24 protein-coding genes and 1 pseudogene are annotated in these 24,466 nt (G+C 64.8%); 14 read left to right on the forward strand and 11 right to left on the reverse strand.

Annotated elements, in window-relative coordinates; genetic code table 11:
- Nucleotides 1-12: 12 nt before the first annotated feature.
- From ACD578_RS19955 to ACD578_RS19970, 4 genes are all read left to right on the forward strand, one after another.
- The gene (locus tag ACD578_RS19955; RefSeq protein ID WP_404287853.1) at nucleotides 13-735 is read left to right on the forward strand and encodes a DUF4142 domain-containing protein; all 723 of its coding nucleotides are present in this window, start codon (nucleotides 13-15) and stop codon (nucleotides 733-735) included.
- Nucleotides 736-980: 245 nt separating this feature from the next.
- Nucleotides 981-1,595 carry a hypothetical protein gene (locus tag ACD578_RS19960; protein WP_404287855.1) on the forward strand — a complete coding sequence of 205 codons (615 nt, stop codon included), beginning with the start codon at nucleotides 981-983 and terminating at the stop codon, nucleotides 1,593-1,595.
- Between the two features lie 240 nt (nucleotides 1,596-1,835).
- On the forward strand, nucleotides 1,836-2,927 hold the full coding sequence (locus ACD578_RS19965) for a TRAP transporter substrate-binding protein (protein WP_404287857.1): 1,092 nt from the start codon (nucleotides 1,836-1,838) through the stop codon (nucleotides 2,925-2,927).
- Nucleotides 2,928-3,057: 130 nt separating this feature from the next.
- Nucleotides 3,058-3,240 (forward strand): hypothetical protein, encoded by a 183-nt coding sequence (locus ACD578_RS19970; protein WP_404287859.1) that lies wholly within the window; start codon nucleotides 3,058-3,060, stop codon nucleotides 3,238-3,240.
- Nucleotides 3,241-3,292: 52 nt separating this feature from the next.
- On the opposite strand, the gene ACD578_RS19975 is transcribed toward ACD578_RS19970, so the two are convergent.
- A complete protein-coding gene (locus ACD578_RS19975; protein ID WP_404293957.1) occupies nucleotides 3,293-4,159 on the reverse strand; it encodes a DMT family transporter in 867 nt (288 codons plus the stop codon).
- A 176-nt stretch (nucleotides 4,160-4,335) separates the two neighbouring features.
- Between ACD578_RS19975 and ACD578_RS19980 the strand changes: the two genes are divergently transcribed.
- Nucleotides 4,336-5,226 carry a YihY/virulence factor BrkB family protein gene (locus ACD578_RS19980; RefSeq protein WP_152711217.1) on the forward strand — a complete coding sequence of 297 codons (891 nt, stop codon included), beginning with the start codon at nucleotides 4,336-4,338 and terminating at the stop codon, nucleotides 5,224-5,226.
- A 65-nt stretch (nucleotides 5,227-5,291) separates the two neighbouring features.
- Here the strand turns inward: ACD578_RS19980 and ACD578_RS19985 are convergent, their stop codons facing one another.
- From ACD578_RS19985 to ACD578_RS20005, 5 genes are all read right to left on the reverse strand, one after another.
- Entirely contained in the window at nucleotides 5,292-5,438 is a 147-nt protein-coding gene (locus tag ACD578_RS19985) for a hypothetical protein (RefSeq protein ID WP_153885296.1), read from the reverse strand.
- A gap of 379 nt (nucleotides 5,439-5,817) precedes the next feature.
- A complete protein-coding gene (locus tag ACD578_RS19990) occupies nucleotides 5,818-6,231 on the reverse strand; it encodes a hypothetical protein (protein WP_404287861.1) in 414 nt (137 codons plus the stop codon).
- A gap of 104 nt (nucleotides 6,232-6,335) precedes the next feature.
- Entirely contained in the window at nucleotides 6,336-7,052 is a 717-nt protein-coding gene (locus tag ACD578_RS19995; protein ID WP_404287863.1) for a hypothetical protein, read from the reverse strand.
- A 316-nt stretch (nucleotides 7,053-7,368) separates the two neighbouring features.
- Nucleotides 7,369-9,312 (reverse strand): bifunctional 2',3'-cyclic-nucleotide 2'-phosphodiesterase/3'-nucleotidase, encoded by a 1,944-nt coding sequence (locus ACD578_RS20000; protein WP_404287865.1) that lies wholly within the window; start codon nucleotides 9,310-9,312, stop codon nucleotides 7,369-7,371.
- A 315-nt stretch (nucleotides 9,313-9,627) separates the two neighbouring features.
- Nucleotides 9,628-10,779 (reverse strand): trans-sulfuration enzyme family protein, encoded by a 1,152-nt coding sequence (locus ACD578_RS20005; RefSeq protein WP_404287867.1) that lies wholly within the window; start codon nucleotides 10,777-10,779, stop codon nucleotides 9,628-9,630.
- Between the two features lie 73 nt (nucleotides 10,780-10,852).
- Here ACD578_RS20005 and ACD578_RS20010 point away from each other — a divergent pair, with 73 nt between their 5' ends.
- Nucleotides 10,853-11,362 (forward strand): TspO/MBR family protein, encoded by a 510-nt coding sequence (locus ACD578_RS20010; RefSeq protein WP_404287869.1) that lies wholly within the window; start codon nucleotides 10,853-10,855, stop codon nucleotides 11,360-11,362.
- A gap of 279 nt (nucleotides 11,363-11,641) precedes the next feature.
- Here the strand turns inward: ACD578_RS20010 and hpt are convergent, their stop codons facing one another.
- Nucleotides 11,642-12,211: a hypoxanthine phosphoribosyltransferase gene (gene hpt, locus ACD578_RS20015; RefSeq protein ID WP_152711226.1), complete on the reverse strand. Its 570-nt coding sequence runs from the start codon at nucleotides 12,209-12,211 to the stop codon at nucleotides 11,642-11,644.
- Between the two features lie 452 nt (nucleotides 12,212-12,663).
- Between hpt and ACD578_RS20020 the strand changes: the two genes are divergently transcribed.
- From ACD578_RS20020 to ACD578_RS20040, 5 genes and pseudogenes are all read left to right on the forward strand, one after another.
- Nucleotides 12,664-13,287, forward strand: coding sequence for a cell division ATP-binding protein FtsE (locus ACD578_RS20020; RefSeq protein WP_404293959.1), 624 nt, complete (start codon nucleotides 12,664-12,666; stop codon nucleotides 13,285-13,287).
- 5 nt (nucleotides 13,288-13,292) lie between these two features.
- On the forward strand, nucleotides 13,293-14,267 hold the full coding sequence (locus ACD578_RS20025) for a cell division protein FtsX (RefSeq protein ID WP_404287872.1): 975 nt from the start codon (nucleotides 13,293-13,295) through the stop codon (nucleotides 14,265-14,267).
- A 144-nt stretch (nucleotides 14,268-14,411) separates the two neighbouring features.
- Entirely contained in the window at nucleotides 14,412-15,116 is a 705-nt protein-coding gene (locus ACD578_RS20030; RefSeq protein ID WP_404287874.1) for a YdcF family protein, read from the forward strand.
- 97 nt (nucleotides 15,117-15,213) lie between these two features.
- Nucleotides 15,214-15,985: pseudogene (locus ACD578_RS20035) on the forward strand (lysophospholipid acyltransferase family protein).
- Nucleotides 15,986-16,220: 235 nt separating this feature from the next.
- A complete protein-coding gene (locus ACD578_RS20040; RefSeq protein ID WP_192926267.1) occupies nucleotides 16,221-16,619 on the forward strand; it encodes a hypothetical protein in 399 nt (132 codons plus the stop codon).
- Here ACD578_RS20040 and ACD578_RS20045 read toward each other — a convergent pair.
- The gene (locus tag ACD578_RS20045; protein ID WP_404287876.1) at nucleotides 16,607-17,143 is read right to left on the reverse strand and encodes a gamma-glutamylcyclotransferase; all 537 of its coding nucleotides are present in this window, start codon (nucleotides 17,141-17,143) and stop codon (nucleotides 16,607-16,609) included. The two genes, ACD578_RS20040 and ACD578_RS20045, sit on opposite strands and share 13 nt — an antisense overlap.
- Before the next feature lie 183 nt (nucleotides 17,144-17,326).
- Here ACD578_RS20045 and ACD578_RS20050 point away from each other — a divergent pair, with 183 nt between their 5' ends.
- The gene (locus ACD578_RS20050) at nucleotides 17,327-18,379 is read left to right on the forward strand and encodes a DUF2125 domain-containing protein (RefSeq protein WP_404287878.1); all 1,053 of its coding nucleotides are present in this window, start codon (nucleotides 17,327-17,329) and stop codon (nucleotides 18,377-18,379) included.
- 222 nt (nucleotides 18,380-18,601) lie between these two features.
- On the opposite strand, the gene ACD578_RS20055 is transcribed toward ACD578_RS20050, so the two are convergent.
- Genes ACD578_RS20055 through ACD578_RS20065 form a run of 3 tightly spaced genes read right to left on the reverse strand, consistent with a single transcriptional unit; the run spans nucleotide 18,602 to nucleotide 21,537 of the window.
- Nucleotides 18,602-19,552 carry a prephenate/arogenate dehydrogenase family protein gene (locus ACD578_RS20055; protein ID WP_404287880.1) on the reverse strand — a complete coding sequence of 317 codons (951 nt, stop codon included), beginning with the start codon at nucleotides 19,550-19,552 and terminating at the stop codon, nucleotides 18,602-18,604.
- Nucleotides 19,545-20,645, reverse strand: a complete 1,101-nt coding sequence (gene hisC / locus ACD578_RS20060; RefSeq protein WP_404287882.1) for a histidinol-phosphate transaminase — start codon at nucleotides 20,643-20,645, stop codon at nucleotides 19,545-19,547. The genes ACD578_RS20055 and hisC overlap by 8 nt, the downstream gene beginning before the upstream one ends.
- A gap of 52 nt (nucleotides 20,646-20,697) precedes the next feature.
- Entirely contained in the window at nucleotides 20,698-21,537 is an 840-nt protein-coding gene (locus ACD578_RS20065; RefSeq protein ID WP_404287884.1) for a chorismate mutase, read from the reverse strand.
- A gap of 1,074 nt (nucleotides 21,538-22,611) precedes the next feature.
- Between ACD578_RS20065 and ACD578_RS20070 the strand changes: the two genes are divergently transcribed.
- Together ACD578_RS20070 and metW are read left to right on the forward strand one after the other, a co-directional pair.
- Nucleotides 22,612-23,781, forward strand: coding sequence for a homoserine O-acetyltransferase (locus tag ACD578_RS20070; protein ID WP_152711244.1), 1,170 nt, complete (start codon nucleotides 22,612-22,614; stop codon nucleotides 23,779-23,781).
- Nucleotides 23,778-24,419, forward strand: coding sequence for a methionine biosynthesis protein MetW (metW, locus tag ACD578_RS20075; protein ID WP_404287887.1), 642 nt, complete (start codon nucleotides 23,778-23,780; stop codon nucleotides 24,417-24,419). Before ACD578_RS20070 ends, metW begins: the two co-directional genes overlap by 4 nt.
- Nucleotides 24,420-24,466: the final 47 nt, after the last annotated feature.

Here is a 24,466-nt window from a genome sequence, read left to right on the forward strand (position 1 = left end):
AGGAGAAACTTGATGTCACGCCGCCTCGTGATTGCCGGCCTCATGGCCGCTATCAGCCTTCCCGCCCTCGCCCAGCAGCAGAACCAGGCCATTCCCCAGTCCACCACGCCGCAGCCTGCGGAAACGCAGACCGATCCGGCCCTCGGCCAGAATGCGCAGCAGCGCCAGCAGCGGACGCAACAGGGCGGCGCGCCGCAGGATACGCAGACGCCCGCGCGCCAGGGCCAGGCCAGCACGCCGGCCGCCATGGGCCAGCAGCAATCGCAGGCTGACCGGCAGTACATCCAGCAGATGCTGGCGCTCAGCACCGTGTCGCTGCAGCAATCGAACTTCGCGCACAGCAAGGCTCAGAATCCGCGCGTGAAGCAGTTCGCGGAATTCGAGATCGCCGAGCAGAACCTGCTCACCGACATCATGCATTCCTTCGCCGATCCGAACGCGACGGCCTCCACAACGCAGGGCGCGCAGCAATCCGCCGCGACGGCGCCCGAACTGCCGCAGAAGGACGCCCAGGCCATGGAGCGCCTGTCGAAAGCGCAGCCGGGCGCGGCCTTCGACAAGGACTATGTCGCCCTGCAGATCGAGGGCCACCAGCAATTGCTGAAGCTTCAGGAGAGCCATCTCCAGCAGGCTTCCGGCAACCGCGAGATGGGGAACCTCGCCAAGCTCGCGCGCGGACAGATCAAGGAACATCTCGCGCTGCTGCAGGACATGCAGAAAGAGCTTGGCAAGTAAGGAGAGCCAGTCCCGCCTTTTCACGGCCGCGGGGCCGGAACACCCGTCCTCGAAAGGACGTTGCCTTTGCGCATCGTGCGGACCCAGAGGGCCGCGTCAGCGAAAACCGGATCCACTTTTCCGCACGATGCGCAAGTTGAGCGATGAGCATCGGATCGACCCCAAAAGTGGACCCCGCTTTCGGGTCCGATGCTCGGAGGCGCAGGCCGAAGGGCCTGCTTGAAACCCAAGAAGAGGAATAACCCATGGCGCAAGACAAACGTGGCCGCCCCCCGGAGCCACCTGTCGACGAGGTGCTGAACGAAGTCACCCAGGAAGAGACCGGCGACGATTTCGTTGCGGGCCCGACCCAGCGCAACGATGTCGGCAACACCAAGCGCGCGGCCGCGAAAGCCACCGGCATCATGGGTGCTTCGAAGAAGCTCGACCCGGATCTCGACATCGACCACGTGGACGACAATCGGCCGACGAGCGGCTCGAAGGCCGGCATCCACTCCTTCAAGGAAGTGCCGGAAGAGGAAGACGACGACGCCGGCTTCCAGATGTCGAACGAGGAGATCGCCGAGGGCGTGAACACGACCGCCGCCAAGAGCCCGGCGCCCCGCGCCGCGCAGACCGAAGGCACGACGGGCCCTACCGGCATGAGCGGCGGCGCGACCTCACGCGCCAGGGTCCCGGCGCCCGGCAATGCGGTGGACGTGCCCAAGGGCACCCTGGTGCGCGGTCATCCCACGGCGAGCCAGTCCGGCGGACGCTCGACGTCCTCCACCGGCGACGAGAAGCCGCCGAAGCGCTCCGCCCGTGCCCATAGCGGCCAGCAGCAGCGCCCGTTGTCCAAGGGCGGCAACGAGGAGCGGTGACAGTTCCGTGTCGTTCCCGGCCGGAGCGTAGCGGAGGGGAAGGGAATCCATCGGCGCTGAGCGGGTGGATGGATCCCCTTCCCAGCCTGCGGCCGCCGGGGATGACACCACTGCATAGCTTCGTCCACCCTGCCGCATATCTGCCTCTACGGAAGGCGGAGTGACAGCGGCCCTCCTCCCGCTTTATGGAATGTTCAGCCAAACCGGCAGTGACGACATAAATCGGTCGAGGAAATGCTCATGGATAGAAGAAAAGTTCTCAAAGGCGCGGGCTTGGCCGCCGCGGCAGGCGCCGTTGCGTCCCCGGCCATCGCGCAGGCGCAGCCCGAAATCCGCTGGCGTATGGCCTCGGCCTATCCGAAGAGCCTCGATACACTCTTCGGCGCGGGCGAGATGATCGCCAAGCGCGTGGCTCAAGCGACCGACAACAAGTTCCAGCTTCAGCCCTTCGCGGCAGGCGAGATCGTCGGCGCCCTCCAGACCCTCGATGCCACGCAGAATGGCACGGTCGAATGCTCCTACACCCTGTCGAGCTTCTTCATCGGCAAGGACCCGACCTTCATGTTCGACACCTCGGTGCCGTGGGGCATGAACGTGCGCCAGCACAATGCCTGGATGTTCTATGGCGGCGGCCTCGAGCTGATGCGCGAGTTCATGAAGGACTACAACGTGTTCCCGATCCCGGCCGGTCAGACGGGCGCGCAGATGGGCGGCTGGTTCCGCAAGGAGATCAAATCCATCGCCGACCTGCAGGGCCTCAAGATGCGCATCGCCGGCATGGGCGGCCAGATCATGCAGAAGCTCGGCGTGGTGCCGCAGGTGCTGGGCGCCGGCGACATCTATCCGGCGCTGGAGCGCGGCACCCTCGATGCGGTCGAGTTCTCGGGTCCGCACGACGACGAGAAGCTCGGCTTCGTGAAGGTCGCCCAGTACTACTACTATCCGGGCTTCTGGGAAGGCGGCGCGCAGCCCTCGCTCTACGTGAACATGAACAAGTGGAACGAGTTGCCTTCCAACTACAAGGCCATCCTCGAAGCGGCCTGCGCCGAAGCCAATGCCATGTGCGTGGCCAAATACGATGCGCAGAACGCCGATGCGATCCGCCGCCTCGTCGGCCAGGGCGTGCAGCTGCGTCCCTTCCCGCGCGACGTGATGGAGCAGAGCTACAAGGAAGCCTACAAGCTCTACGGCGAGATCGCTGCCTCCAACGCCAAGTTCAAGAAGGTGTACGATTCCTGGAACGCCTTCCGCGAGAAGGAGCTGACCTGGTTCCGCATCGCCGAGTTGCCGTTCGACTATTTCGTCAACCAGCAGCAGGGCCAGCCCCGCTGAGGTTTTCAAATGACTGAAGACGGCGCCGAAAGGCGCCGTCTTCGTTTGGGGATTCGGAAAGCGGATCGAAGCTTGGCCTGATGCGTTGTCGTCTCAACGGGAGTTTGCAATCCAACACGGGAGACAGATCATGACGAGCAAGAACCGCGATCAGGACAGTCCGCACGGCAAGGACGATCCTAAGGATACGCGCGACCGCAAGGACGAGAAGCAATCGGAGAACAACCGGAAGCACCAGGAGGATCTGCTCGACGAGGGCGTCGAGGAAACCTTCCCTGCCAGCGATCCGGTTTCCGTAAAAATATCGAAGTAAATCCAGTGTCGGGCGAAGCCCCGGAGCGCGAGTTCCGGGGCTCTTTAGCGTTTCAGTTCCGGCTTGCCACGGCGACCCCTATGGCGGCGAGCGCCATGCCGGCGAGCTGGATCGGGCTCAAGGTCTCGCCGAACAGCGCGAAGGCCATCAGCGCCGCGACCGGCGGCACCAGATAAAGCAGCGTCGCCACGCCCACGACCGCGCCCTGGCGAATGAGAAAGAGCAGCAGGCCGATGGCGCCGATGGACAGCCCCAGCACGGCCCAGGCCATGGCACCGAGAAGCGGCAGGGTCAGGTCCATGTGCCCTTCCTCCGTCAGAAGCACGAGGGGCAGGGTCACGGCGGCGGCGCCGATATACTGGATGGCCGCATTGACGCGCAGATCGAGGGTGCTGCCGGTCCGCTTCTGCCAGATTGTCCCGAAAGTGATGGAGAGCATCCCGAGCAGGCAAATGCCGAGCGCCAGGGGCGGCACGCCGCCTGCCCCAAGCTTCGGCGCCACGACGAGCGCGGCTCCTAAGAAGCCGATCCCGATTCCGACCCAGCGCCGTCGCGAGACCCGCTCCCCCAGGAGAGGCCCGGCCAGAAGTCCGGTCGCAAGCGGCTGAAGCCCGGCCACCAGGGCGGAGATCCCGGCAGGCAGCCCATGCTTCACCGACCAGAACACGCCGCCCAGATAGAGCCCGTGCAGGAGGATTCCGGCGATCAGGCTGTTGCGCCAATCGTGCCAGTTGCGCGGCCAGGACACCCGGGCCACGGTGACGATCGCAACGAGGACGAGCGTTGCCAGAACGTAGCGGACGAACAGAAAGGTCAGCGGCTCGGCATAGGGCGCCACGAACCGGGCCACGATGAACCCCGTCGCCCAGATGAGCACGAAAAGGGGCGGCGCAAGACGAGCGAAGAGGGTTGGGTTCATGGCTTTGAGAGCAGGATGGAGGCGGAAATGGATCACTGGCTTGTAGGCCTTAACCTCGGCCTTTGTCGATTACGAAGCCTTAGTCCAAACGTCGATAGGATGGAGCGGGAGACAGGCGCCGGTTCCTTGCCCTCGGCTCTCGGCGCACCATCTCCAGCAGCTTGGAGACCCTTCTTTTGAATCGCCTTCGCCTCTCGCTGGAACTCGTGGCCATCGCCTCCACCCGCTTCGTGCTGCACGATGCCTGGGCCATTGCGAGCCACATCGCCCTCTCGGTGCTGACGTCGCTGTTTCCGTTTCTGATCCTGGTCACGGCCCTGGCGAGCCTGTTCGGGACGGGCTCGCTCGCGGACGAGGTGGCGGACATCATTCTGGAGGCCTGGCCGCAGGAGATTGCCGGACCGATCGCAGGAGAGGTGCACAGCATCCTCACCGGCCGGCGCAGCGACGTGCTCACCCTAGGCCTCGTGCTCGCGCTCTATTTCGCCTCGAGCGGGGTGGAGAGCCTCCGGGTCGGCCTCAACCGCGCCTATGGCGTGCGCGAAACCCGTGCCTGGTGGCTGACGCGGCTCGAATCCATCGCCTTCGTGATCGCCGGCGCCTTCATGCTTCTCGCCCTGGCCTTTCTCGTCGTGCTCGGCCCGTTCATCTGGCGCGGCGTACTCTCGTGGGTGCCGGCGCTGAAACCCTTCGATGGGCTGATCGCCTTCCTGCGGATCGGCGTGGCGACGATCGTGATCGTGGCCGGGCTGCTCCTCGCCCACAAGCTCGTGCCCGCGGGACGCCGCCGCTTCCGCACGGTGCTGCCGGGGGTGGGCGTGACGCTGGCTCTGTGGCTTCTCGGCGGCTTCGCCTTCAGCTGGTATCTCGAATTCTATCCCGGCGCCTATGCCTCGACCTATGGGGGCCTCGCCACCGCCATGGTTGCCCTGATCTTTCTCTATACGCTCGGCGCCATCTTCCTCTTCGGCGGGGAACTCAACGGCACCATCCTCCTCGCCAAGCGCAAGCGCCTCGGCGAGGAGCCGAAGCCGGAAAGCATGAGCGATCTGATCCCGTTGCCTTAAGGCAATCGGCCTTCTGCGCCGACATAACGGGCAGAACGGAAGACTTCACCGATGAGTTCGATACCCTACACAAGACCCAGCTTGTAAACCCAAAGAAGCAAGCCGATCACAACGACGACCGCGAGCCAGTTCAAGGACCGGTCCAGCAGCATGTTGAAGGTCGCTTCGGCGGACAGAGCAGGTTTCTTGTTCGGGGGCAAATCGACTGGCATGCGTCATTCTCCAAAGCCCAGGAAGCTTCGAGACGCCTCATGCGCCCAAAAGGGCAGCGGCCGACTGGGGAACCGCCGATCAAACGAGCATACAGCTCCACCGAGTCATTTGTAAGTGCGCGCAGGACCAAACGGCGAGGGCACTAGCTGAACTGCTTTGCCGCCCGGTTCGACAGGGGCGGGAATGATCCGACAAGCTGGGCATTATGCCACAGTTCCACCCTGCACGACTGAGCCAGGCAACGGGCCCATTCATTGGCAAGCTCATGGTCTTCGCTGTTCAGATGATGGGTCGCAAAGTCGCCTGTCGATCAATTGATCACAAGAGCCTGATAACCGGCTATCGCATACGCTTGTCTGTTCATGGGTCACCTCGAAATTAAAAGTGCTTCGAGGGCAGAATCGCGCCTGAAAGAGCAGCAGCCGAATTCATGAGCTGCCGATGCCGTGGACCTAGACCGACAATACGGCTTTTGAGAGGTAACCTATCGGAATGATGGCTGTCGTCCCGAAGCGCTTGACGAGGGAGATTGGCGAGGGAGATGAGACAGACGGAGAACATCGGCGCTTCGATGATCGTCGAGCCGTCCGGTCGCATGCGGGCGTCTCCGATCTGGCGGACGAGTTTGCCGGCCTTTTCATCGCTCACATGAATCCGGACCGGAATCCAAGCATTCTCCGACGTCCGCAGGCAGCTTGAGTGCATGAACCCGTCGCGGTCCTTTGGCGCATCGGCATGGGCTGCATCGGGCAGATCGTACGGCCCAAGGCCATCGGCGGTCAGCTGTCCCACGTTTCTCTCCGGCCACGAGCACCATCATCAACGGGCAAGTACCCGGCAGGGTCGCAAGCCCATTGGGAGCGATGTGACCGCGGTGCCACTGCGTCGGCCCCTCGTCAGAGATTCGGGGCGATTCTCAGTTCGAGTCTCGCGGAAGCGACGGGCCGGGCATTGGGCGCGAGACCATAGCCCAATCTGACATTGAGTTCGGACCGAAAGCGGTCAGCGGGAGAGGTCAGCTGGGTCTGGCCAACGATCTCCGACAAAAGGCCGGTGCTGATGTCCCCCTTCAGGCCGTCCAGGTTCATGCTGGGGGACAGACGCAGCCCCGTGCTCCACGTGTGAAGGGACAAGTCGAGCGGAATATCCATGGTGCCGATGACGGATTGCGAATAGCCGTTCGCCACGCTGTCGACGAATCCTGCCGTCGATAGACCGAGCGTCATTCCGAGGCGCTCCCAATCCCGCTTCAGGAAGGCCTCCCAGCTCGCTTTCGACGACAGAAAGCGCGACTCGCCGCCATGGACCAGTTCGGTCCCGACCAGGAAATTGTAATCCTGAAAAGGCTGCATCTTGGCCCCGACCGCGCGATCGAAATCCGTCGGCATGAAGGCCTGCATATCGGAGCGAGCGATGTTGCTCGCCCAGACCTGGGTTCGACTCAAGCGCGCCGGCGGACGCGGACGGATGGAACGCCGTGCAGCCACATGGTTGTCCAGCCACGCGGAGGTGATGCTTTCGCTCCAGATCTCCACCTCGTCGGCGACGGCTGCAGCGGACATCGCCATCAATGCGAGCAGAAGGCTCACCCATCTGCGAAAAAGAAAAATCATCGAGAAAACCAGAATGAGTTCGTAATCGAGGAAGCAGCAATGCCGTCATTCGAACTGTCGCTGGTTAACGCGGAGTTACCCTCGCTTCAACCGTCAGAGGTGGCGATTCATGAGCCAAGGCATCATCGAAAAACAGGCAGGCGATTTTGCCTTCAGGAACAGTCGCATGGCACGAGAGGATGTTTCTTTCCCGGCATGAGCCGAAAGGACGCATCGTGCGATCATTTAAATGTGATGGCCTTCATATCGGCTGAGCCGCCAAAGCAAAGCGGCCGGGCATGAACCCGGCCGCCTCGCGTGTCGATGAGAGGAGCGATCAGCTCACGATGCGGTACTTCACGAAGCCTTCCGGAGCATCGCCCATCTTCTCGATCTTGATGCCGGCCGGCTGATAATGAGCGGCGTTCGGGCCGGTGGTGAAGGTCATGGTGACGCCAGCAGGCGCGACGAGCGACCAGGACCCGTCCGCCTTCGGCGCCACTTCCTTCTTCTCGACGATGTAGCGCATGATCGCATCGCGGGTCAGGTCGGGCGCCTCGAACACGATGGTGCTGCCGTCCGCGCCGGGGAAGTTGCCGCCGCCGCCCGCGCGATAGTTGTTGGTCACGACGATGAAGGGCTGATCGTCCGTCACGGGCTTGCCGTTATAGGTCAGGTCCTTGATGCGATGGGCATCGGCATTCACGACCTTGCCGTTGTCGTCGTAGCGGGAGGCCTGGCTGGGATCGATCTTGTACTGCACGCCGGCGATCACGTCGAAGTTGTAGGCCGGGAATTTCTGGTTGATGAGCTCCTGCTCGCCGCCCTTGGCCACATCGATCTGGTTGTAGATGCCAGCCGAACGCTCGAGCCATTCGCGCACCTGCGCGCCGGTGATCTTCACCACGCGGATCGTGTTCGGATAGATGTAGATGTCCGCCATGTCCTTGATGGCGAGCGGGCCGGGCTTGATCTCGGTGAAGTAGTTCGGACCGCCGCGTCCGCCGGCCTTGAAGGGCGCCGCCGCCGAGAGGATCGGCAGGTCCTTGAAGGGCGAGGCCTTGAGCTGATCCGCCACGTACCAGGCCTGCGCTTCGGCCACCAGTTTCACGGAGGCATCGTCCGCCACGAGCGAGTAATAGGAATGGATCGGCACCGCCGTCGTGCCGACGGGCTCGCGCACGTATTTCAGCGTCGCGTCGTGACCGGCCTGCGCTGCCGCCATCACGGCCGTGTCGGAATCGACCTTCGCCACCACCTTGCGGTCGACGCGGTCGTAGATCGGACGCGCCTCGGTGCGGAAGTTCGCGACCTTCCAGGCATTGCCGTCCTTGGCCAGTTCGAGATCGATGAGGCCGAGATGGCTGCCCCAGAAGCCGGCCATGACGGCGGGCTTGCCGTGCAGGGTGCCGGCCTTCACGTCGACGCCCAGAATGTTGTTGAATTCCTTGCCGCCCGGGAACGTGAAATGCTGGTGGCCGGTGAGGATCACGTCGATGCCCTCGACCTTCGCGAGATGCAGCGCCGCGTTCTCCTCGCCGCCCTTGCGCTCGCCGCCGGCGATGCCGGAATGGCAGAGCGCCACGACGATGTCGGCGCCGGCCTTCTTCAGGTCGGGCACGTGCTTGTTCGCGGCATCGACGATGTCGATGGTGGTGGCTTTGCCGTCGAGATGCGCCTTGTCCCACTGCACGATCTGCGGCGGCACGAAGCCGATCACGCCGACCTTGATCGCCTGCTTCGCGCCGCTCTCATCGACGAACTCCCGGTCGAGAACGAGCCAGGGCTTGAGCAGCGTCTCGCCATTCGCCTTGATGACGTTGGCGCAGACCAGCGGAAATTTCGCCGCGCCGAGCGAGTTCTGCAGGAATTCGAGTCCGTAGTTGAACTCGTGATTGCCGAGCGTGCCGCAATCGTAGTTGAGCTCGTTCATGGCGGCGACCATGGGATGCACGTCGCCCTTCTTCATGCCCTGGCGGTAGGCGACGAAATCGCCGAGCGGCGAGCCCTGGATCAGGTCGCCGTTGTCGAAGAGCAGGCTGTTCTTGGCCTCGGCCCGGGCCCCCTTCACGAGGGTCGCGGTGCGCGCCAAGCCCACCGTGTCGTCGGCGGCATCGCGATAATAGTCGTACGGGAAGATGTTCACGTGAAGGTCGGTGGTCTCCAGGATGCGGAGCTTCACGACCGGACCGGCCGCCCAGGCGAACCGGGGCATTCCGGCAATGGCGGCAGCGGACACGCCGGTCTGCAGGACGCGGCGGCGGGTGATGGATTGTATCATGGTCTTCCCTTGGCTTGTCTTTTTGCGAAACAGCGCTCGCCTGTAGCCGAGAGAAGCACAGGTTTTGTGACAAGATCAATATAGCTGGCTAAGGGGCGCCCACAATCCACCGCCCTCTAACTCAGCCGTCATCACCGGCCTTGTGCCGGTGATCCCGCTCTCAACACCCTCTCACCTCATCCTGAGGAGCAAACAGAGTTTGCGTCTCGAAGGAGGGTCCGGAGAGCACTGGATCCTCCTTCGAGACGGTCGCTTCGCGACCTCCTCAGGATGAGGACGTAGGATTGGAGAAGGATGGGCATGACAAGGAGGGCGTCAGCCCCGCAGCGCCGTATCGAGATCCCGATAGAGATCCTCCACATCCTCGATGCCGGTGGAGAGGCGCAGGAGGTCCGGCGGGCACGGGGTGCCTGGACCCTCGATGGAGGCCCGGTGCTCGATCAGGCTCTCGACGCCGCCAAGCGAGGTCGCCCGCTTCCACAGGCCGACCCGCGCGGCCGTGCGGATCGCCGCGGCTTCGCCTTCCGAGACCTGGACCGAGAGCATGTAGCCGAAGCCGTTCTCCATCTGCCGGGCGGCGATGTCATGGCCCGGATGCTGCGGCAGGCCGGGATAGAGCACACGGGCGATCTTGGGATGGGCCGAGAAGCGCTGCGCGAGATCGAGCGCGCTCTTGGCCTGCGCCGCTGCCCGCACATGAAGCGTGCGCATGCCGCGCATGAGGAGATAGGCCTCGAAGGGGCCGAGGATCGCGCCCTGCATCTTGCGGATGGAGGCGATCCGCGTCCAGAACGCATCGGCCTTCGCGCCCGCGAGCGCGCCCGCCACCACGTCGGAGTGGCCGTTCAGCACCTTGGTCGCCGCATGCATGACGATATCGGCGCCGAGGTTAAGCGGCCTTGTATGGATCGGCGACGCGGTGGTGGAATCGACGGCGAGTTGCGCGCCGGCCGCGTGGGCGATCTCGGCGGCGGCCGCGATGTCGGTGATGGTCCAGAGCGGGTTCGAGGGCGTCTCGACCCAGACCAGCTTGGTTTCACCGGGCTTCACGGCGGCCCTTAAGGAATCGAGATTGTCGGTCTCCACGAAATCGACCTTCAGCCCCCAGCGCACGGCCTCCGTCATGAGCCAGCTGCGCAGGGCCCAGTACATGACCTTCGAGGCCACGATGTGATCGCCGGGATCGAGCGCCTGGAACACGGCGGTCGCCGCCGCCATGCCGGACGAGAACAGCAGCGCACCGGCGTCCGCCTCCTCCAGCATGGCCAGAACCTCTTCCGCCTCGCGGATGGTGGCGTTGTCGGGCCGGCCATAGACGAAGCCGGACGAATAGGCGTTGTCCTCGTCGCGGATATAGGTGGTCGCCACATGGATCGGCGGCACGACCGCCTTGGTGATCGGATCCACATGGCCCATGGCCTGAGCGGTCAGGCTGCGCTTCGACCATGGGGAACGCGATGACGACATGGGGGAACCTCCGCAAGCGTGACAGGTTGCGTCACAGGGATAACGATGCGCATCTCATAAAGGGATTTCGAGCATGCATACAGACGAAACTGCGCCGGGCAGCCATGCAATGCCGCGGCTGCCGCGGTTCCTGGTGGCCGTGCTGCCCGTGGTCGCGGTGGCCGTGTCGGCGAGCCTCGTCACGCAGCCGAACATCCCGACCTGGTATGCGGGCCTTCAGAAGCCCGGCTTCACCCCGCCGAACTGGGCGTTCCCGGTCGCCTGGACGCTGCTCTACGCCATGATGGCCTATGCGCTCTGGCGCATCCTGAGCCTGCCGGAGAACCGGCCCGGACGCTCGACGGCCATCGTGGCGTTCTTCGTGCAGCTCGCGCTGAACGGGCTCTGGTCCTTCGCCTTCTTCGGCGGCAAGAGCCCGCTCGCGGGCCTCGTCGTCATCGCGGCCCTGATCGTGGCGATCATTGCCACGATCCGCGCCTTCTGGAGGCTCGACCGCGCCGCCGGCCTCCTGCTCGTGCCCTATCTCGCCTGGGTGGCCTATGCGACCGTGCTCAACGGGACGATCTGGCAGCTCAACGGTTAGCCTCACCCTGAAGGGCGAGCCTGCCGGAGTCTCGAAGGGCAAGGCGCGGCCAGCGCGCACTGAACTCTCCTTCAAGACAGCCTACGGCCTCCTAGGCCTTGCTCATCATGCGCTTCCCCGCCGTCATGGCCGGGCCTGTCCCGGCCATCTCGATGCGAAAGGCGCCGCGCTTCAATCTATCGGGATCACCGGCACAAGGCCGGTGATGACGTGGGAGGGTAAGATGCCCCTCGACGAGCCAGCCTCTCAGAATGGGAGTCGTGCTTTGGGAAATGCGCCCTATTCCGGCTTGTCGAACAGGTCCGGGCTGTTGTCGAGATGATCGACCACGCCGACGAAGGGAAGCTGGCGATAGGAATGGGCCACGTCCATGCCATAGCCGACGACGAAGACGTCGGGGCAGGTGAAGCCCACGTAATCCGGATGGATCTGCACGGCGCGCTTGCCGGGCTTTTCCAGCAGCACGGCAGTCTTCACGCTCTTGGCTCCGCGCGCCATGAGGAGGTCCTTGGCGAAGGTAACCGTGCGGCCGGATTCCAGAATGTCGTCCACGAGCAGCACGTCGCGTCCGCGCACGTCGCTTTCCACGTCGCGCAGGATCGTGACGTTGCCGGTGGAGATCGTGCCGTCGAGATAGCTCGACAGGTGCACGAACTCGACCTGCGGCGCCAACCCGCTGCGGTGCAGGGCGCGGATCAGGTCCGCGGCGAACATGAAGCTGCCCTTGAGCACCGCGACGACGAGCAGGTTCTCGGGCTTGGCAGCCGCGATCTCCTGGGCCAGCGCCTCGTTGCGCTTGGCAATCGTGTCTTCGTCGAACAGAACCCGGATGCGGGGGGCAGCGGTCATCGTCATCATCCAGAAAGTTTATGAAAGGCCTTCGAGGCTTCTCTCTTCACGACCATGCTTGGCTAAGGATGTCAAACGGACTTGATGTCTTTTCGGGCGAATAGAAGCACTCGGGTGTCGTTCCCGGCCGGAGCACAGCGGAGGGGAAGGGAATCCATTCACGCTCAGCGCTATGGATCCACTTCCCTCGCCGACGGCTCGCCGGGGATGACACGGCACGCCGCTCCTGCGGCAATGTCCCGCGAAACGCTCGCTTCCCGTCGCCACCCGGCAAGTTTATGGCTTGCTAACCATGCAGGGGCGATAAGAAAGCGAATCGCGGTCTTCATCCGCCACAAGAACCGACACCTCCAAGGATGGCTTGAGCACGCGTGAAGGCGCTTTACGACGAGGACTACGATGAGGGCGCGGCTCCGTCCGTGCACTTCGAGAATGTGGGCGTGCGTTACGGCATGGGGCCCGAGGTCCTGCGCGACCTGACCTTTTCCATCGAGCCCAATTCCTTCCAGTTCCTCACCGGCCCCTCCGGCGCCGGCAAGACGACGCTCCTGCGTCTCATCCTGCTCTCGGTGAAGCCGACCCGCGGCCTGATCTCCCTGTTCGGCGAAGACGTGTCGCGGATCTCCAAGGACGAGCTGACCGGGGTCCGCCGCCGCATGGGGGTGGTCTTCCAGGATTTCCGCCTTCTCGACCACCTCACCACCTACGAGAACGTGGCCCTGCCTCTCAGGGCGCAGGGGAAGGACGAGTCGAGCTACCGGTCCGAGGTGGTCGAGCTTCTGCGCTGGGTGGGCCTTGGCGACCGCATGCACATGCTGCCGCCCGTGCTCTCCGGCGGCGAGAAGCAGCGCGCCGCCATCGCCCGTGCGCTGATCGTGCGCCCCGACCTGCTGCTCGCGGACGAACCCACCGGCAACGTGGATCCGTCGCTCGCCCGCCGCCTGCTGCGCCTCTTCATCGAACTCAACCGGCTCGGAACCTCGGTGGTCATCGCGACCCACGACTTCAGCCTCATGGATCAGCTCGACGTGCGCCGCCTCGTGCTCGGCGACGGCCGGCTGCATATCGACGAGTGAGCCGGATGAGCGCCGCGTCCCAACCCCGCCCGAGGAAGGCTGCCGCTTCCGACGGGCAGAAGCGCTCCCTGCCTGCCTCCCTGAGCCGGAACGCCCCGCTCGTCCCGGTGGATTCGGCGGGCGGACAGGCGCTCGCCGCGGTCATCGCCATCCTGACCTTCCTTGCCGCGCTCTGCGCCGGCGGCGCCGAACTGGTCTCGGCCTCCTCCGCCCAATGGCGCTCCGAGATCGCCCGGGAAGTCACCATCCAGATCCGCCCCAATCCCCAGCGCTCCATCGACCAGGACGTGGAACGCGCCGTGGCGCTGGCCCGGCAGGCGTCGGGCGTGGAGCAGGCCCAGGCCTTTTCCAAGGAGGAATCCGAACGCCTGCTCGAGCCCTGGCTCGGCACCGGCCTCGATTTCAAGGATCTGCCGGTTCCCCGCCTGATCGTGATCAAGATCAAGGAAGACGCGAAGCCCGATTTCAGTCCGTTACGGCAATCCCTGCAGCGCGACGTCCCCGGCGCGACCCTCGACGATCATGCCCTCTGGGTGTCCCGGCTCTCGACCATGGCCAACACGATCATCGGCGTCGGGGTATTTCTGGTGGCCCTGGTGCTCGTGGCCGCCGGCCTTGCCGTGATCTTCGCGACAAGAGGCGCCATGGCCGGCAACCGGGAGGTGGTGGAGGTGCTCCATTTCGTCGGCGCGAACGACGATTTCATCGCCAAGGAATTCCAGCGCCGCTTCTTCCGCTTGGGCCTGCGCGGCAGCGCCATCGGGGCGGCCGCGGCCCTGATCCTCACCCTGATCCTGGGCTTCGTGACCCGCTCCTGGCGGGCAAGCCCCACGGGCGACCAGCTCGAGGCGCTTTTCGGCGCCTTCACCATCAGCTGGACCGGCTACGCGGTGGTGATCCTCATCGCGCTGCTCGTCGCGCTCATCACCGGCATCGTCTCGCGCCTGACCGTGAGACGCTTTCTTAACGAAAATGGTTGATGGTGATAGTTAACCGGGAAAAAGCGGGTTGCCTCTCCGTTGCCGCATTCTCCATTATTGTCATCCAAGATGACCTCGCGAACACAGAGTTGGGGTGCGACGGGCGCCATGGATTCCACAGAGGCCGTAGGCTGGGGCTGGACGATGTCGGAATCGACTAGGCACCCTGTCCGGCGGTCTCTGCTGAGCCGCCTGCTGGCCCTCGGATTCTGGAGCTGCGTCGCGACCCTCGTCGTCGGTTTCCTCGGCTTCCTCGGCTTCGTCTATCACCTCGACCGGTTCGAACAGGCTCCCGAGACCCGGGCGGACGGCATCGTTGCCATGACGGGCGGCGCGCAGCGGATCGGCGACGCCATCGACCTTCTCGCCAAGGGCTATGCCAAGAGGCTCCTGATCTCCGGTGTCAACGAGAAGACGAGCCGGGATCAGATCGCCAATCTCAATCCTGGGCAGCGGCGGCTGTTCGATTGCTGCGTGGATCTGGATTATCGGGCCCGCAACACCATCGGCAACGCTATCGAGACCAGGCGCTGGGCCGAAGCGAACGGGTTCGACGCCATCATCGTGGTGACCTCGAACTACCACATGCCGCGCACCCTGGTGGAGCTCGACCACGCCCTGCCGAACCTCCAGAAGATCCCCTATCCGGTCGCGGCCACCATCGATCCGCACGATTGGTGGCACAATCCGGCCGTGGCCCGGGTGATCTTCACCGAATACCTGAAGTTCCTGGCCGTCTGGGTCCGGACCCGCTTCGAGGGCGACCCCGAACGCTCCTCGGTGGCGAACATCATCAGCGGCGGGGCTCCCATCAAGGCGCAGGTCGTCGCCGAGCCGCTCTGGCGCTAGAGAAACCGGCGGAAAACCGGGTCCACTTTTCCGCACGATGCGCTAAGGTGCCGCGCCCGCGGAGCGTCATGCTCCGCCTTTCGTTTTTCAAGAAGCCATGCTGATCGTCCGCTCCCTGCTGTTCAACGTCGCCTTCTACGCCAACCTGATCCTGTGGCTGATCATCCTGATCCCGGGCTTCCTGGTGCCGCGCCGGTTTTTCATCGGCATGGTCAAGCTCTGGGGCCGCACCTCCCTCTGGCTTCTGCGGGTCATTGCCGGCACGCATGTCGAGATCACGGGTCGGGACAAGATCCCGCCGGGCGGAGCGCTGGTGGCGGCCAAGCATCAGTCCTTCCTGGAAACCTTCGCCCTGGTGACGATCTTCGACGACCCGACCTACATCCTCAAGCGGGAGCTGATGTGGATCCCCTTCTTCGGCTGGTATCTGGCGAAGGCGCGCTGCGTGCCGGTCAACCGCAAGGCGGGATCGATGGCGCTGGTGCAGATGACCGCGCGGGCCAAGGACGAGGCCGAGCACGGCCGCCAGATCATCATCTTTCCCGAAGGCACCCGCCGTCCGCCGGGCGCGCCCCCCGACCTACAAGTACGGCGTGGCGCATCTCTATCAGAATCTCGGCTTTCCCTGCATTCCGGTCGCCATGAATTCCGGCCTCTACTGGCCGCGCCGCCAGTTCATCCGCCGCCCCGGTACGGTGAGGATCGAGGTTCAGGATTCCATCGCTCCAGGACTGCCGCGCGAAGAGTTCTTCAAGCTGGTACAGGAGCGGATCGAGGTCGCCTCCAATCGGCTGCTGGAAGAGGGCCGGAAGGAGCTCGGCCTCGTCCCTGCTTCATCGTCAGAGGCTTCGCTGTCCAAGGTCTCTTAAGAGCAGAGGCAGTGTCGTTCCCGGCCCAAGCGTCAACCGAGGAGGACGGAATCCCCAGCGCAGCGCGTAGCCGTGGATTCCCTTCCCGGCCTGCGGCCGCCGGGGAGGACAAAGACGTCAAAAAATCCGCAAACCCAAGCACAGCCAAGCTTTCAGCAATCTTGACGACTCACCCGGCTGTTCCTACATATAAGAACATATGGCGAACAAACGAACCATATCCTGGAATGCGGCCATGCGGGATCTCCGCAACGACCGAATGCGGAGGGCTGGCGTGCGCGAGGAAAGGCTACGGGCGACCGCTGGGCTTCGCTCCTCTTCCACCTTGAGTTCCTGGCGCGGTCGATCGGGACGCCGCTACATCGTCGGCGTGCATCCGCTGAACGAGGCGGAGCTTCTCGAGGTCACCGACGCCGTGATCCTTGCCGTGAAGCGGGACCGGACCGGCAACGGCATCGTCGTCGATGCCGCCATGGCGGCATCGGATCCGAGCGAGCAGACCCGGATGCGCTGGCTCGCCAAGGTTCAGGGCCTGGGCGCCACCGAACTCCACATCCACCGACTCGCCGCAACGGAAGACGACCGCCGCGCGATCTTCGAGGACCTGCGCGAGAACGAGACTCAGGATTCCTGATCGAGCGCGTCGACGATCCTGTGCAGCAGGGGATCGACCACATGCATGCCGATGAGATGCTCGTAGGTCGAGCGCACGTAATCGGGATTGCGGCCCGATACGCCTTGGCCCTGGCGCACGAGCCTCAAGACCTCCTCATAGGAAAGCCTGCCCGCATATTGCCCATGGTTGCGGTCGACCACATAGGCAAGCGCGCGCACTCGACGCGCATCGGCCAGTCGCACGGGCAGATGCCTCTCCAGATAAACCGAGGTGACCTGTTCGCGCTCGCGCAAATACTGGATAGCGGCCTCGGCTTCCTCGGGTGCGACCCGGAAGGCCACCCCGTGGCAGCGTCCACCCCGGTCGAGACCCAGGACCAGACCCGGATGCTCCGGCGTTCCGCGATGAACGTGAGAGAAGACACACAAAGACCGGTGGTACCCGTAGAGATGGGCGTGGACCCGTTCGACAAAGGGAAAGCCCGGCCGCCACATGAGCGAGCCGTAGCCGAAAACCCATAAATCCTTCGTGAGGTCCTTCATGCCGCCCCGCCCGAACCTTGCCTGCTTCGGGCCTATAGCATCGAACCTGAAAGTGGGAACCACTTTTGGGAGCGATTCGATGCTTTGTTCGAGGAGCGCATCGTTCTCGCGGAAAAGTGGGGTCCCCTTTTCCGCACGAGGCGCTAAGCAGTAACCGAGCGCCAGCACAACAGGAGATCGCGCATGGATCAGGCCGCCCCGACGGGGAATGTTCGCCGCAGCCGTTTCTGGCTCTACACGCCATTCGTTCTGCTGCTGCTGCTCGCCATCGCCTGGAGCATCGCCTGGTTCGTGATCCGCAGCCGCACGGCCGAAGCGCTCGACGGCTGGATCGCCGCGGAGGCGAGAAGCGGACGGCAATGGACCTGCGGCGACCGCACCATCGTCGGCTATCCGTTCCGCATCGAGGTGATCTGCAAGACCCTCGACGTGAAGCGAGGGGCCGTGTCCGCCTCATTCGGGCGCACCGAGGCGGTCGCTCAAGTCTATCAGCCCCGTCGCATCATCACGGAGGTGGCCGGCCCCTTGCGCGTGACGGACGGGACCGTGACGGTCGATGGGACCTGGGATCTCCTGCAGACCAGCATCCATGTCTCGCAGAGCGGGCTGCAGCGCCTGTCGCTGGCCGCCAATGCCCCCAAGGTGACGATCACGGGCCTTGGCGGCGGCGAGATCGCCGGATCGGGCAAGCACCTGGAGCTTCATGTGCGGCCCAACCCCTCGAGGCGGGCCGAATTCGCGGGCGACGTGGCGGCCTCGGTGACGGAGGCGCGCATTCCCATCCTCGATGCCCTGGTCGGCGGCGCGGAGGCCACCAACCTGAACATGGATGTCACGGTGACCCAGGCCGACGGCTTCAAGGGCGGCACCATCGCCGAGGAGCTGGAGCTCTGGCGCAAGGCGAACGGCAAGCTCGAGATCCTGATGCTCTCGGCCACCAAGGGCTCCCGCCAGATCGAGACCAAGGGCGAACTGCGCCTCGACGAGCAGCATCGGCCTGCGGGCCAACTCACCATCGCGGCCGCAGGCCTCGACGGTCTTCTGGGCAACCTCACCGGCGGGCGGGCCAGCGGCAACCTTCTGGGCATGCTGCTCGGGCAGAACCCGCGGGCCAATGCGCCTCAGCCCAATGCGAAGCCTCAGCTCGCGTCCCTGCCCCCGCTCCGGCTCGACAACGGCTTTCTCGCCATGGGACCTTTCGTGATCCCGAACGTGAGGCTGCAGCCGCTCTATTGATGGCCCTCCCCCTTGTCATCACCGGCCTCGAGCCGGTGATCTCGATGCGAGAAGTGCGGTGCTTATCCAATCGGGATGGCCGGGACAGGCCCGGCCATGACGAGGGCGGATGTCATTCCCGGCCGGAGCGTCAGCGGAGGGGAAGGGAATCCATCAACTGAGCGCCTGATCGTGGATCCCCTTCCCGGTCCTGCGGACCGCCGGGGATGACAAGCGTTCCAACTAAGTCTTGTCTTCCCTCCGGCGGCCGAAATCCGGCTCCGGCGTTTCCTGGCCCGATGAGATGATGCCGCGGCGGATGGCGCGGGTACGGGTGAAGAGATCGAAGAGCTTGTCGCCCTCGCCCCAGCGGATGGCGCGGGCCAGAAGCGCGATGTCCTCGTTGAGGCGGCCGAGCATCTCCAGCACGGCTTCCCGGTTGTGCAGGAAGACGTCGCGCCACATGGTCGGGTCGGACGCCGCGATGCGGGTGAAATCGCGGAAACCGCCGGCGGAGAACTTGATGACTTCGCCCTGCGTGACGGTCTCCAGATCCGCCGCCGTTCCGACGATGTTGTAGGCGATCAGGTGCGGCACATGGCTGGTGATGGCGAGCACCAGGTCATGATGCTGCGCGGTCATCACTTCCACATTGGAGCCCATGGCCTCCCAGAAGGCGCGTACGCTCTCGATGGCCGTCTCGTCCATGCCCTCCGGGGGCGTAAGAATGCACCAGCGATTGTGGAAGAGCGTCGCAAAGCCGGCATCCGGCCCCGAATGCTCCGTGCCCGCCACCGGATGAGCCGGCACGAACGATACGCCGTCAGGCAGATGCGGCTGCACCTGACCGATGACGGAGGCCTTCACCGAGCCCACATCCGACACGATGCAGCCAGGCTTCAAACCCGGTCTCATGGCCTCGGCCACCGTTCCGCAGACGCCGACCGGCACGCAGAGGATCACGAGATCCGCATCGCTCACGCCCGCAGCCACATCGGTGGTCGCCTCGTCGGCGATCCCGAGTTCCCGCACCCGCTCAACGACAGCCTCGCTCGCATCGACGGCCACGATGGAGCGCGCGAGATTGAGATGCCGGGTCGCGCGGGCGATCGACGAGCCGATCAGGCCGAGGCCGACGAGGGCGACGCGCTCGAAGAGCGGCGTTTCGCGGGGAGGACCGAGACGCTCAGGCATTTTTCCCGCCCATGAAATCACGCAAAGCCGCCACCACGAGACCGTTCGCCTCCTCGTCGCCCACGGTCAGGCGCAGCGCGTGAGGCAGGCCGTAAGCATCGATCCGGCGCAGGATGAGCCCGCGGCTGGAGAGGAAGGCATCGGCGTCCTTCGCGGTCAGGCCCTCTTCCTGAGGGAAGTGGATCAGCAGGAAATTGCCGACGCTCGGCGTGACCTTCAGGCCCAAAGCCGCGATTTCGCGGGTGAGCCAGGCGAGCCATCTCTCGTTGTGCTCGACCGCCTTCGCGAGATGAGCCTCGTCCTGGATCGCCGCGATGCCGGCCGCCATGGCCGGGCCGCTGACGTTGAACGGCCCCCGAATGCGATTGACCGCGTCAGTGATATGAGCCGGCGCCACCATCCAGCCGAGGCGCAGGTTCGCGAGGCCGTAGATCTTCGAGAAGGTGCGGGTCATCACCACGTTCTCGGACGTGGCGACGAGCTCGAGGCCCGACTCGTAGTCGTTGCGGCGGACATATTCCGCATAGGCTGCATCGAGCACCAGCACCACATGGGGCGGCAACCCCGCATGCAGGCGCTTCACCTCGTCGAACGGGATGTAGGTGCCGGTCGGGTTGTTGGGGTTGGCGAGGAAGACGATCCGGGTCTTGTCCGTCACACAGCTCAGAATCGCATCCACATCCGTGCGGAGATCCTTCTCCGGCGCCACGACAGGCGTGCCGCCGGCGGCCAGGATGGCGATGCGATAGACCAGGAAGCCGTGCTCGGTGAAGATGCCCTCGTCGCCCGGACCCACATAGGCATGGGTGATCAGAGCCAGAAGCTCGTCCGAGCCCGCGCCGCAGATGATCCGGTTCGGATCGAGCCCGTATCTCGCGGCGATCGCCTCCCGCAGCTTGGTGGCCGCACCGTCCGGATAGAGCTCGAGATGATCGAAGGTGCGGATCGCCTCCGCGGCCGTCGGCGAGGGGCCGAGCGGGGTCTCGTTCGAGGAGAGCTTGTAGACCTTGGCAACCCCTGCGGCCTTGCTCTTGCCGGGCACATAGGCGTCGATCTGCATCACGCCGGGACGGGGCTGGGGACGAGCGGACATCTTGACTTCCTAGCAATCAACCAATGGGAGAGGCTCTAGCGCAGGTCGGATTTCATTTCACGCGGAAACGTTCGGCATGGCTGCCGATCTCGACCAGCTGGGCAAGGCTTGCGCCCGCCTTGGTCAGGGTCTGGCGCAGCTGGGTGGGCTCGACCGTGCCGGGCACGGCGATGAGCTCGGAGAGGCCGTTGGTGTCGGCCGCGCTCGCCACCACTTCGCCGCCGAGCTGGATCAGGGCCTCATTGGCACCCTTGTGCCAGCGCTCGAACTGGGCGGCATAGAGCACCACGTCGCGCACGGCCGCATCGGTCAGGGGCTTCGAGATGACGAAGACCGGGGTGCCGGCCGGATGGTCGGGCCGCTCGATGAAGGGTAGGCGCGCGATGATCTTCGGGCGGCGCTTGTCGGCCAGCGTGCGCCACCAGGCGCCGCTCGTCGCGCCCTGATCGAGCCGGAAGATGCCGAGATCGCCGCGCGAGGAAGCGACAGCCTCGATCACCGCGGCTGCGCTCGGATGGGTGATGTATGGCACGGTGAAGCCGAAATGGAACCGGGCTGTGTCGCGCATGGGCGCGTCGCCCGCCGAGACATCGGCGTGAACGGAATAACTGGACTGGACATAGGTGAAGGTGCCGATGATCACCCGCCAGATGCCCTCCACCGTGTCGAGCGGCAGCAGGCCCTGATGGCGCTCGGCCAAGGCCTTCATCATCGAGGCCTCGCGTCCGGGCCGGAAGGCGGAGCTCAGGCCCGCCTCGGAGGCTTTCTTGGAAGCGATCAGCCGGTCGATGATGGTGCCGCGCTCCATGAGCAGCCGGTGCATCGCCTCGTCGATCCGGTCGATCTCCTGGCGCAGATCGGCAAGGGAGGGAGCGGGCTGTTCGGCGGACATGGTCGGGATCCTTAAAGTCTGGCTCGTCACTGGCGCACACCTAGCCCTCATCCTGAGGAGGACCGCAAGGTTCGTCTCGAATGAGCGGGACGTCTCCAGCGAGCACTGGATCCTCCTTCGAGACGCCTGCCGTAGGCTCCTCAGGATGAGGGAGAGATTGATGAGCCAGCCTCTCAGGTCGGGCGCCCTCTTCTTTGGCGGTTTTGGCCCTGCTTGTCATCACCGATTGCACGACGGCTCGTGGAGCAGGCCTGCCCATGAGGGAACGCTCCCTCCCCGGGTGGGGCTGGCGGCTTCCGGCCGGTCCTGGCTTGTCTCGGAGATCGAGGGAAGCGCGGGACTGAGGTGTGCTTCGCCGCTCCAGCGGAGCGCGAAGGGGTTCGGGACGGGAGATCCGCCCGGACGGGAAGACAACCCGCCTCCCGCGCACGGCTTTTTCATCCTGAGCCTCGCACTCCCACGCCTCAGGGACGACACCCTCAGAGGCGCTTTACGGCGCTTGATTGCGCGGCCCCGGAGATTACACCGGTGCCGGCGAGGCTTGGGAGGGGGCGGCCACCGCCTGCCCGAACAGGTCGATCGTCGCGCCGCCTCCGCTCAGGACCCCGACCGCCGGAGGGTGCGACTCCCCCGCCCTGTCAGAACCGTATCCGGTCTCCGTCACCGACGCCTCGGGCGCGTCCCTCGTGAGACCGGACCTCCCATCCATAGCCAAGGTTAGGACAATTGTCAAGAACAAAATAGGAACATACCCACCCCCTGCCCGGCACGTCTGCCTCTGCCCTCATCCTGAGGAAGCGTGGCTGACGAAGACGTGGATTCCCGGGACGAGCCCGAGGATGACGCGGCGGGTACCGTGGCTGGAGGAGCGTGAGGGCTGCGGGAGTGTCATTCCCGGTCGGAGCGAAGCGAGGGAGAAGGGAATCCACTCTCACCTCAGCGCCATGGATCCCCTTCCCGGCCTTCGGCCGCCGGGGATGACACCCTAAGCCTGTTGCCGGGCGTTATGCTCGTTGACGCGGCAGGCACTCCGCAGTACCGGTTGTTCGAAAGAACGAACATTTCCATTAAACCATGTCATTTGCGCCCCTGTCCTCCGAACCGCGAAGCCAGGTCGACGACCCGTCGAGCCTGGTCATGCGCTTTGGCGCGGACGAGCCCCTGATGATGGATGCAGGCATCGCGCTCGCGCCCTGGCAGATCGCCTATCAGACCTACGGCACGCTCAATGCCGACAAGTCCAATGCAGTCCTGATCTGCCACGCACTCACCGGCGATCAGCACGTGGCGAACGAGAACCCGGTCACGGGCAAGCCCGGCTGGTGGCTCCCCATGGTCGGCCCCGGCAGGCCGGTGGACACGAACCGCTTCTTCGTGATCTGCGCCAACGTGATCGGCGGCTGCATGGGCACCACGGGCCCCGCCTCGATCAATCCGGCCACGGGCGAGCCCTATGCGCTCGACTTTCCGGTCGTGACCGTTCGCGACATGGTGCGGGCGCAGGCCGCCCTCATCGACCGGCTCGGCATCGAGAGCCTGTTCTGCGTCGTCGGCGGCTCCATGGGCGGCATGCAGGTGCTGCAATGGGCCGTGAGTTACTCCAACCGGGTCTTTTCCGCCCTTCCCATCGCGACAGCCGCCCGCCATTCCGCCCAGAACATCGCCTTCCACGAGGTTGGCCGCCAGGCGGTGATGGCCGATCCGGAGTGGCGCAGCGGTCGCTACCTGACCGAGGGCACGCGTCCCTCCAAGGGCCTCGCCGTCGCGCGGATGGGCGCGCACATCACCTATCTCTCCGAGATGGCCCTGCACCGGAAATTCGGGCGCAACTTCCAGGACCGCAGCGCGCCGACCTTCTCGTTCGACGCCGATTTCCAGATCGAGAGCTACCTGCGCTACCAGGGCATCGCCTTCGTCGAGCGGTTCGACGCCAATTCCTACCTCTATGTCACGCGGGCGATGGATTACTTCGACATCGCGGCGGAGCATGGCGGCTCGCTCGCCAAGGCCTTCAAGGGATCGACCACGCGCTTCTGCGTGATCTCGTTCACCTCCGACTGGCTGTTCCCCACCTCCGACTCGCGGGCCATTGTCCACGCTCTGAATGCGGCCGCGGCCTCCGTCGGCTTCGTCGAGGTGGAGAGCGACAAGGGTCACGACGCCTTCCTGCTCGAAGAGCCCGAGATGTTCGCGGCAGCAGCCGGCTTCATCGACGCGGCGGCGCGGGTGCGGGGCATCGCATGACGTTCGCCACCCTTCCCGCAACCGATCTCGAGACCGGTCACCGCCTCGACTTCCTTCTCGTGGCCGACATGGTCGAGCCGGGCTCCCGCGTGCTCGACATCGGCTGCGGCGACGGCTCGCTGCTGGCGATCCTGCGCGACCGCAAGGGCGTCGACGGGCGCGGCATCGAGATCTCGCGCGAGGGCGTGAATGCCTGCCTCGCCAAGGGCCTGCCGGTGATTCAGGGCGATGCGGACACGGACCTTGCCGATTACCCGGACGATGCCTTCGATTACGTGATCCTCTCGCAGACGATCCAGGCGACGCGCCAGCCCAGGGTGGTGCTGGAGCATCTCCTGCGCATCGGCCGCCGGGCCATCGTGTCCTTCCCCAATTTCGGCCATTGGCGCGTGCGCTTCGACCTCGGGATTCGCGGCCGGATGCCGGTGACCGAGAACATGCCCTATTCCTGGTACGACACGCCCAACATCCACTTCTGCACGATCCGCGATTTCGTGGAACTGTGCCGCGAGGTCGGCGCGCAGATGGAAAAGGCAGTCGCGCTCAATGCCGGCGGTCAGCCCATGCGCGTGACCCTGCCCTGGTGGGTGTGGAACCTGCTCGGCGACCAGGCCGTATTTTTGCTCAAGCGGCGGTAATTCACTTTCTGTCATTCCCGGCCGGAGATGGCGAAGCCATCGCAGGG

Origin of the sequence: Microvirga sp. RSM25, from assembly GCF_044784385.1 — a bacterium.
Lineage (GTDB): Bacteria > Pseudomonadota > Alphaproteobacteria > Rhizobiales > Beijerinckiaceae > Microvirga > Microvirga tunisiensis.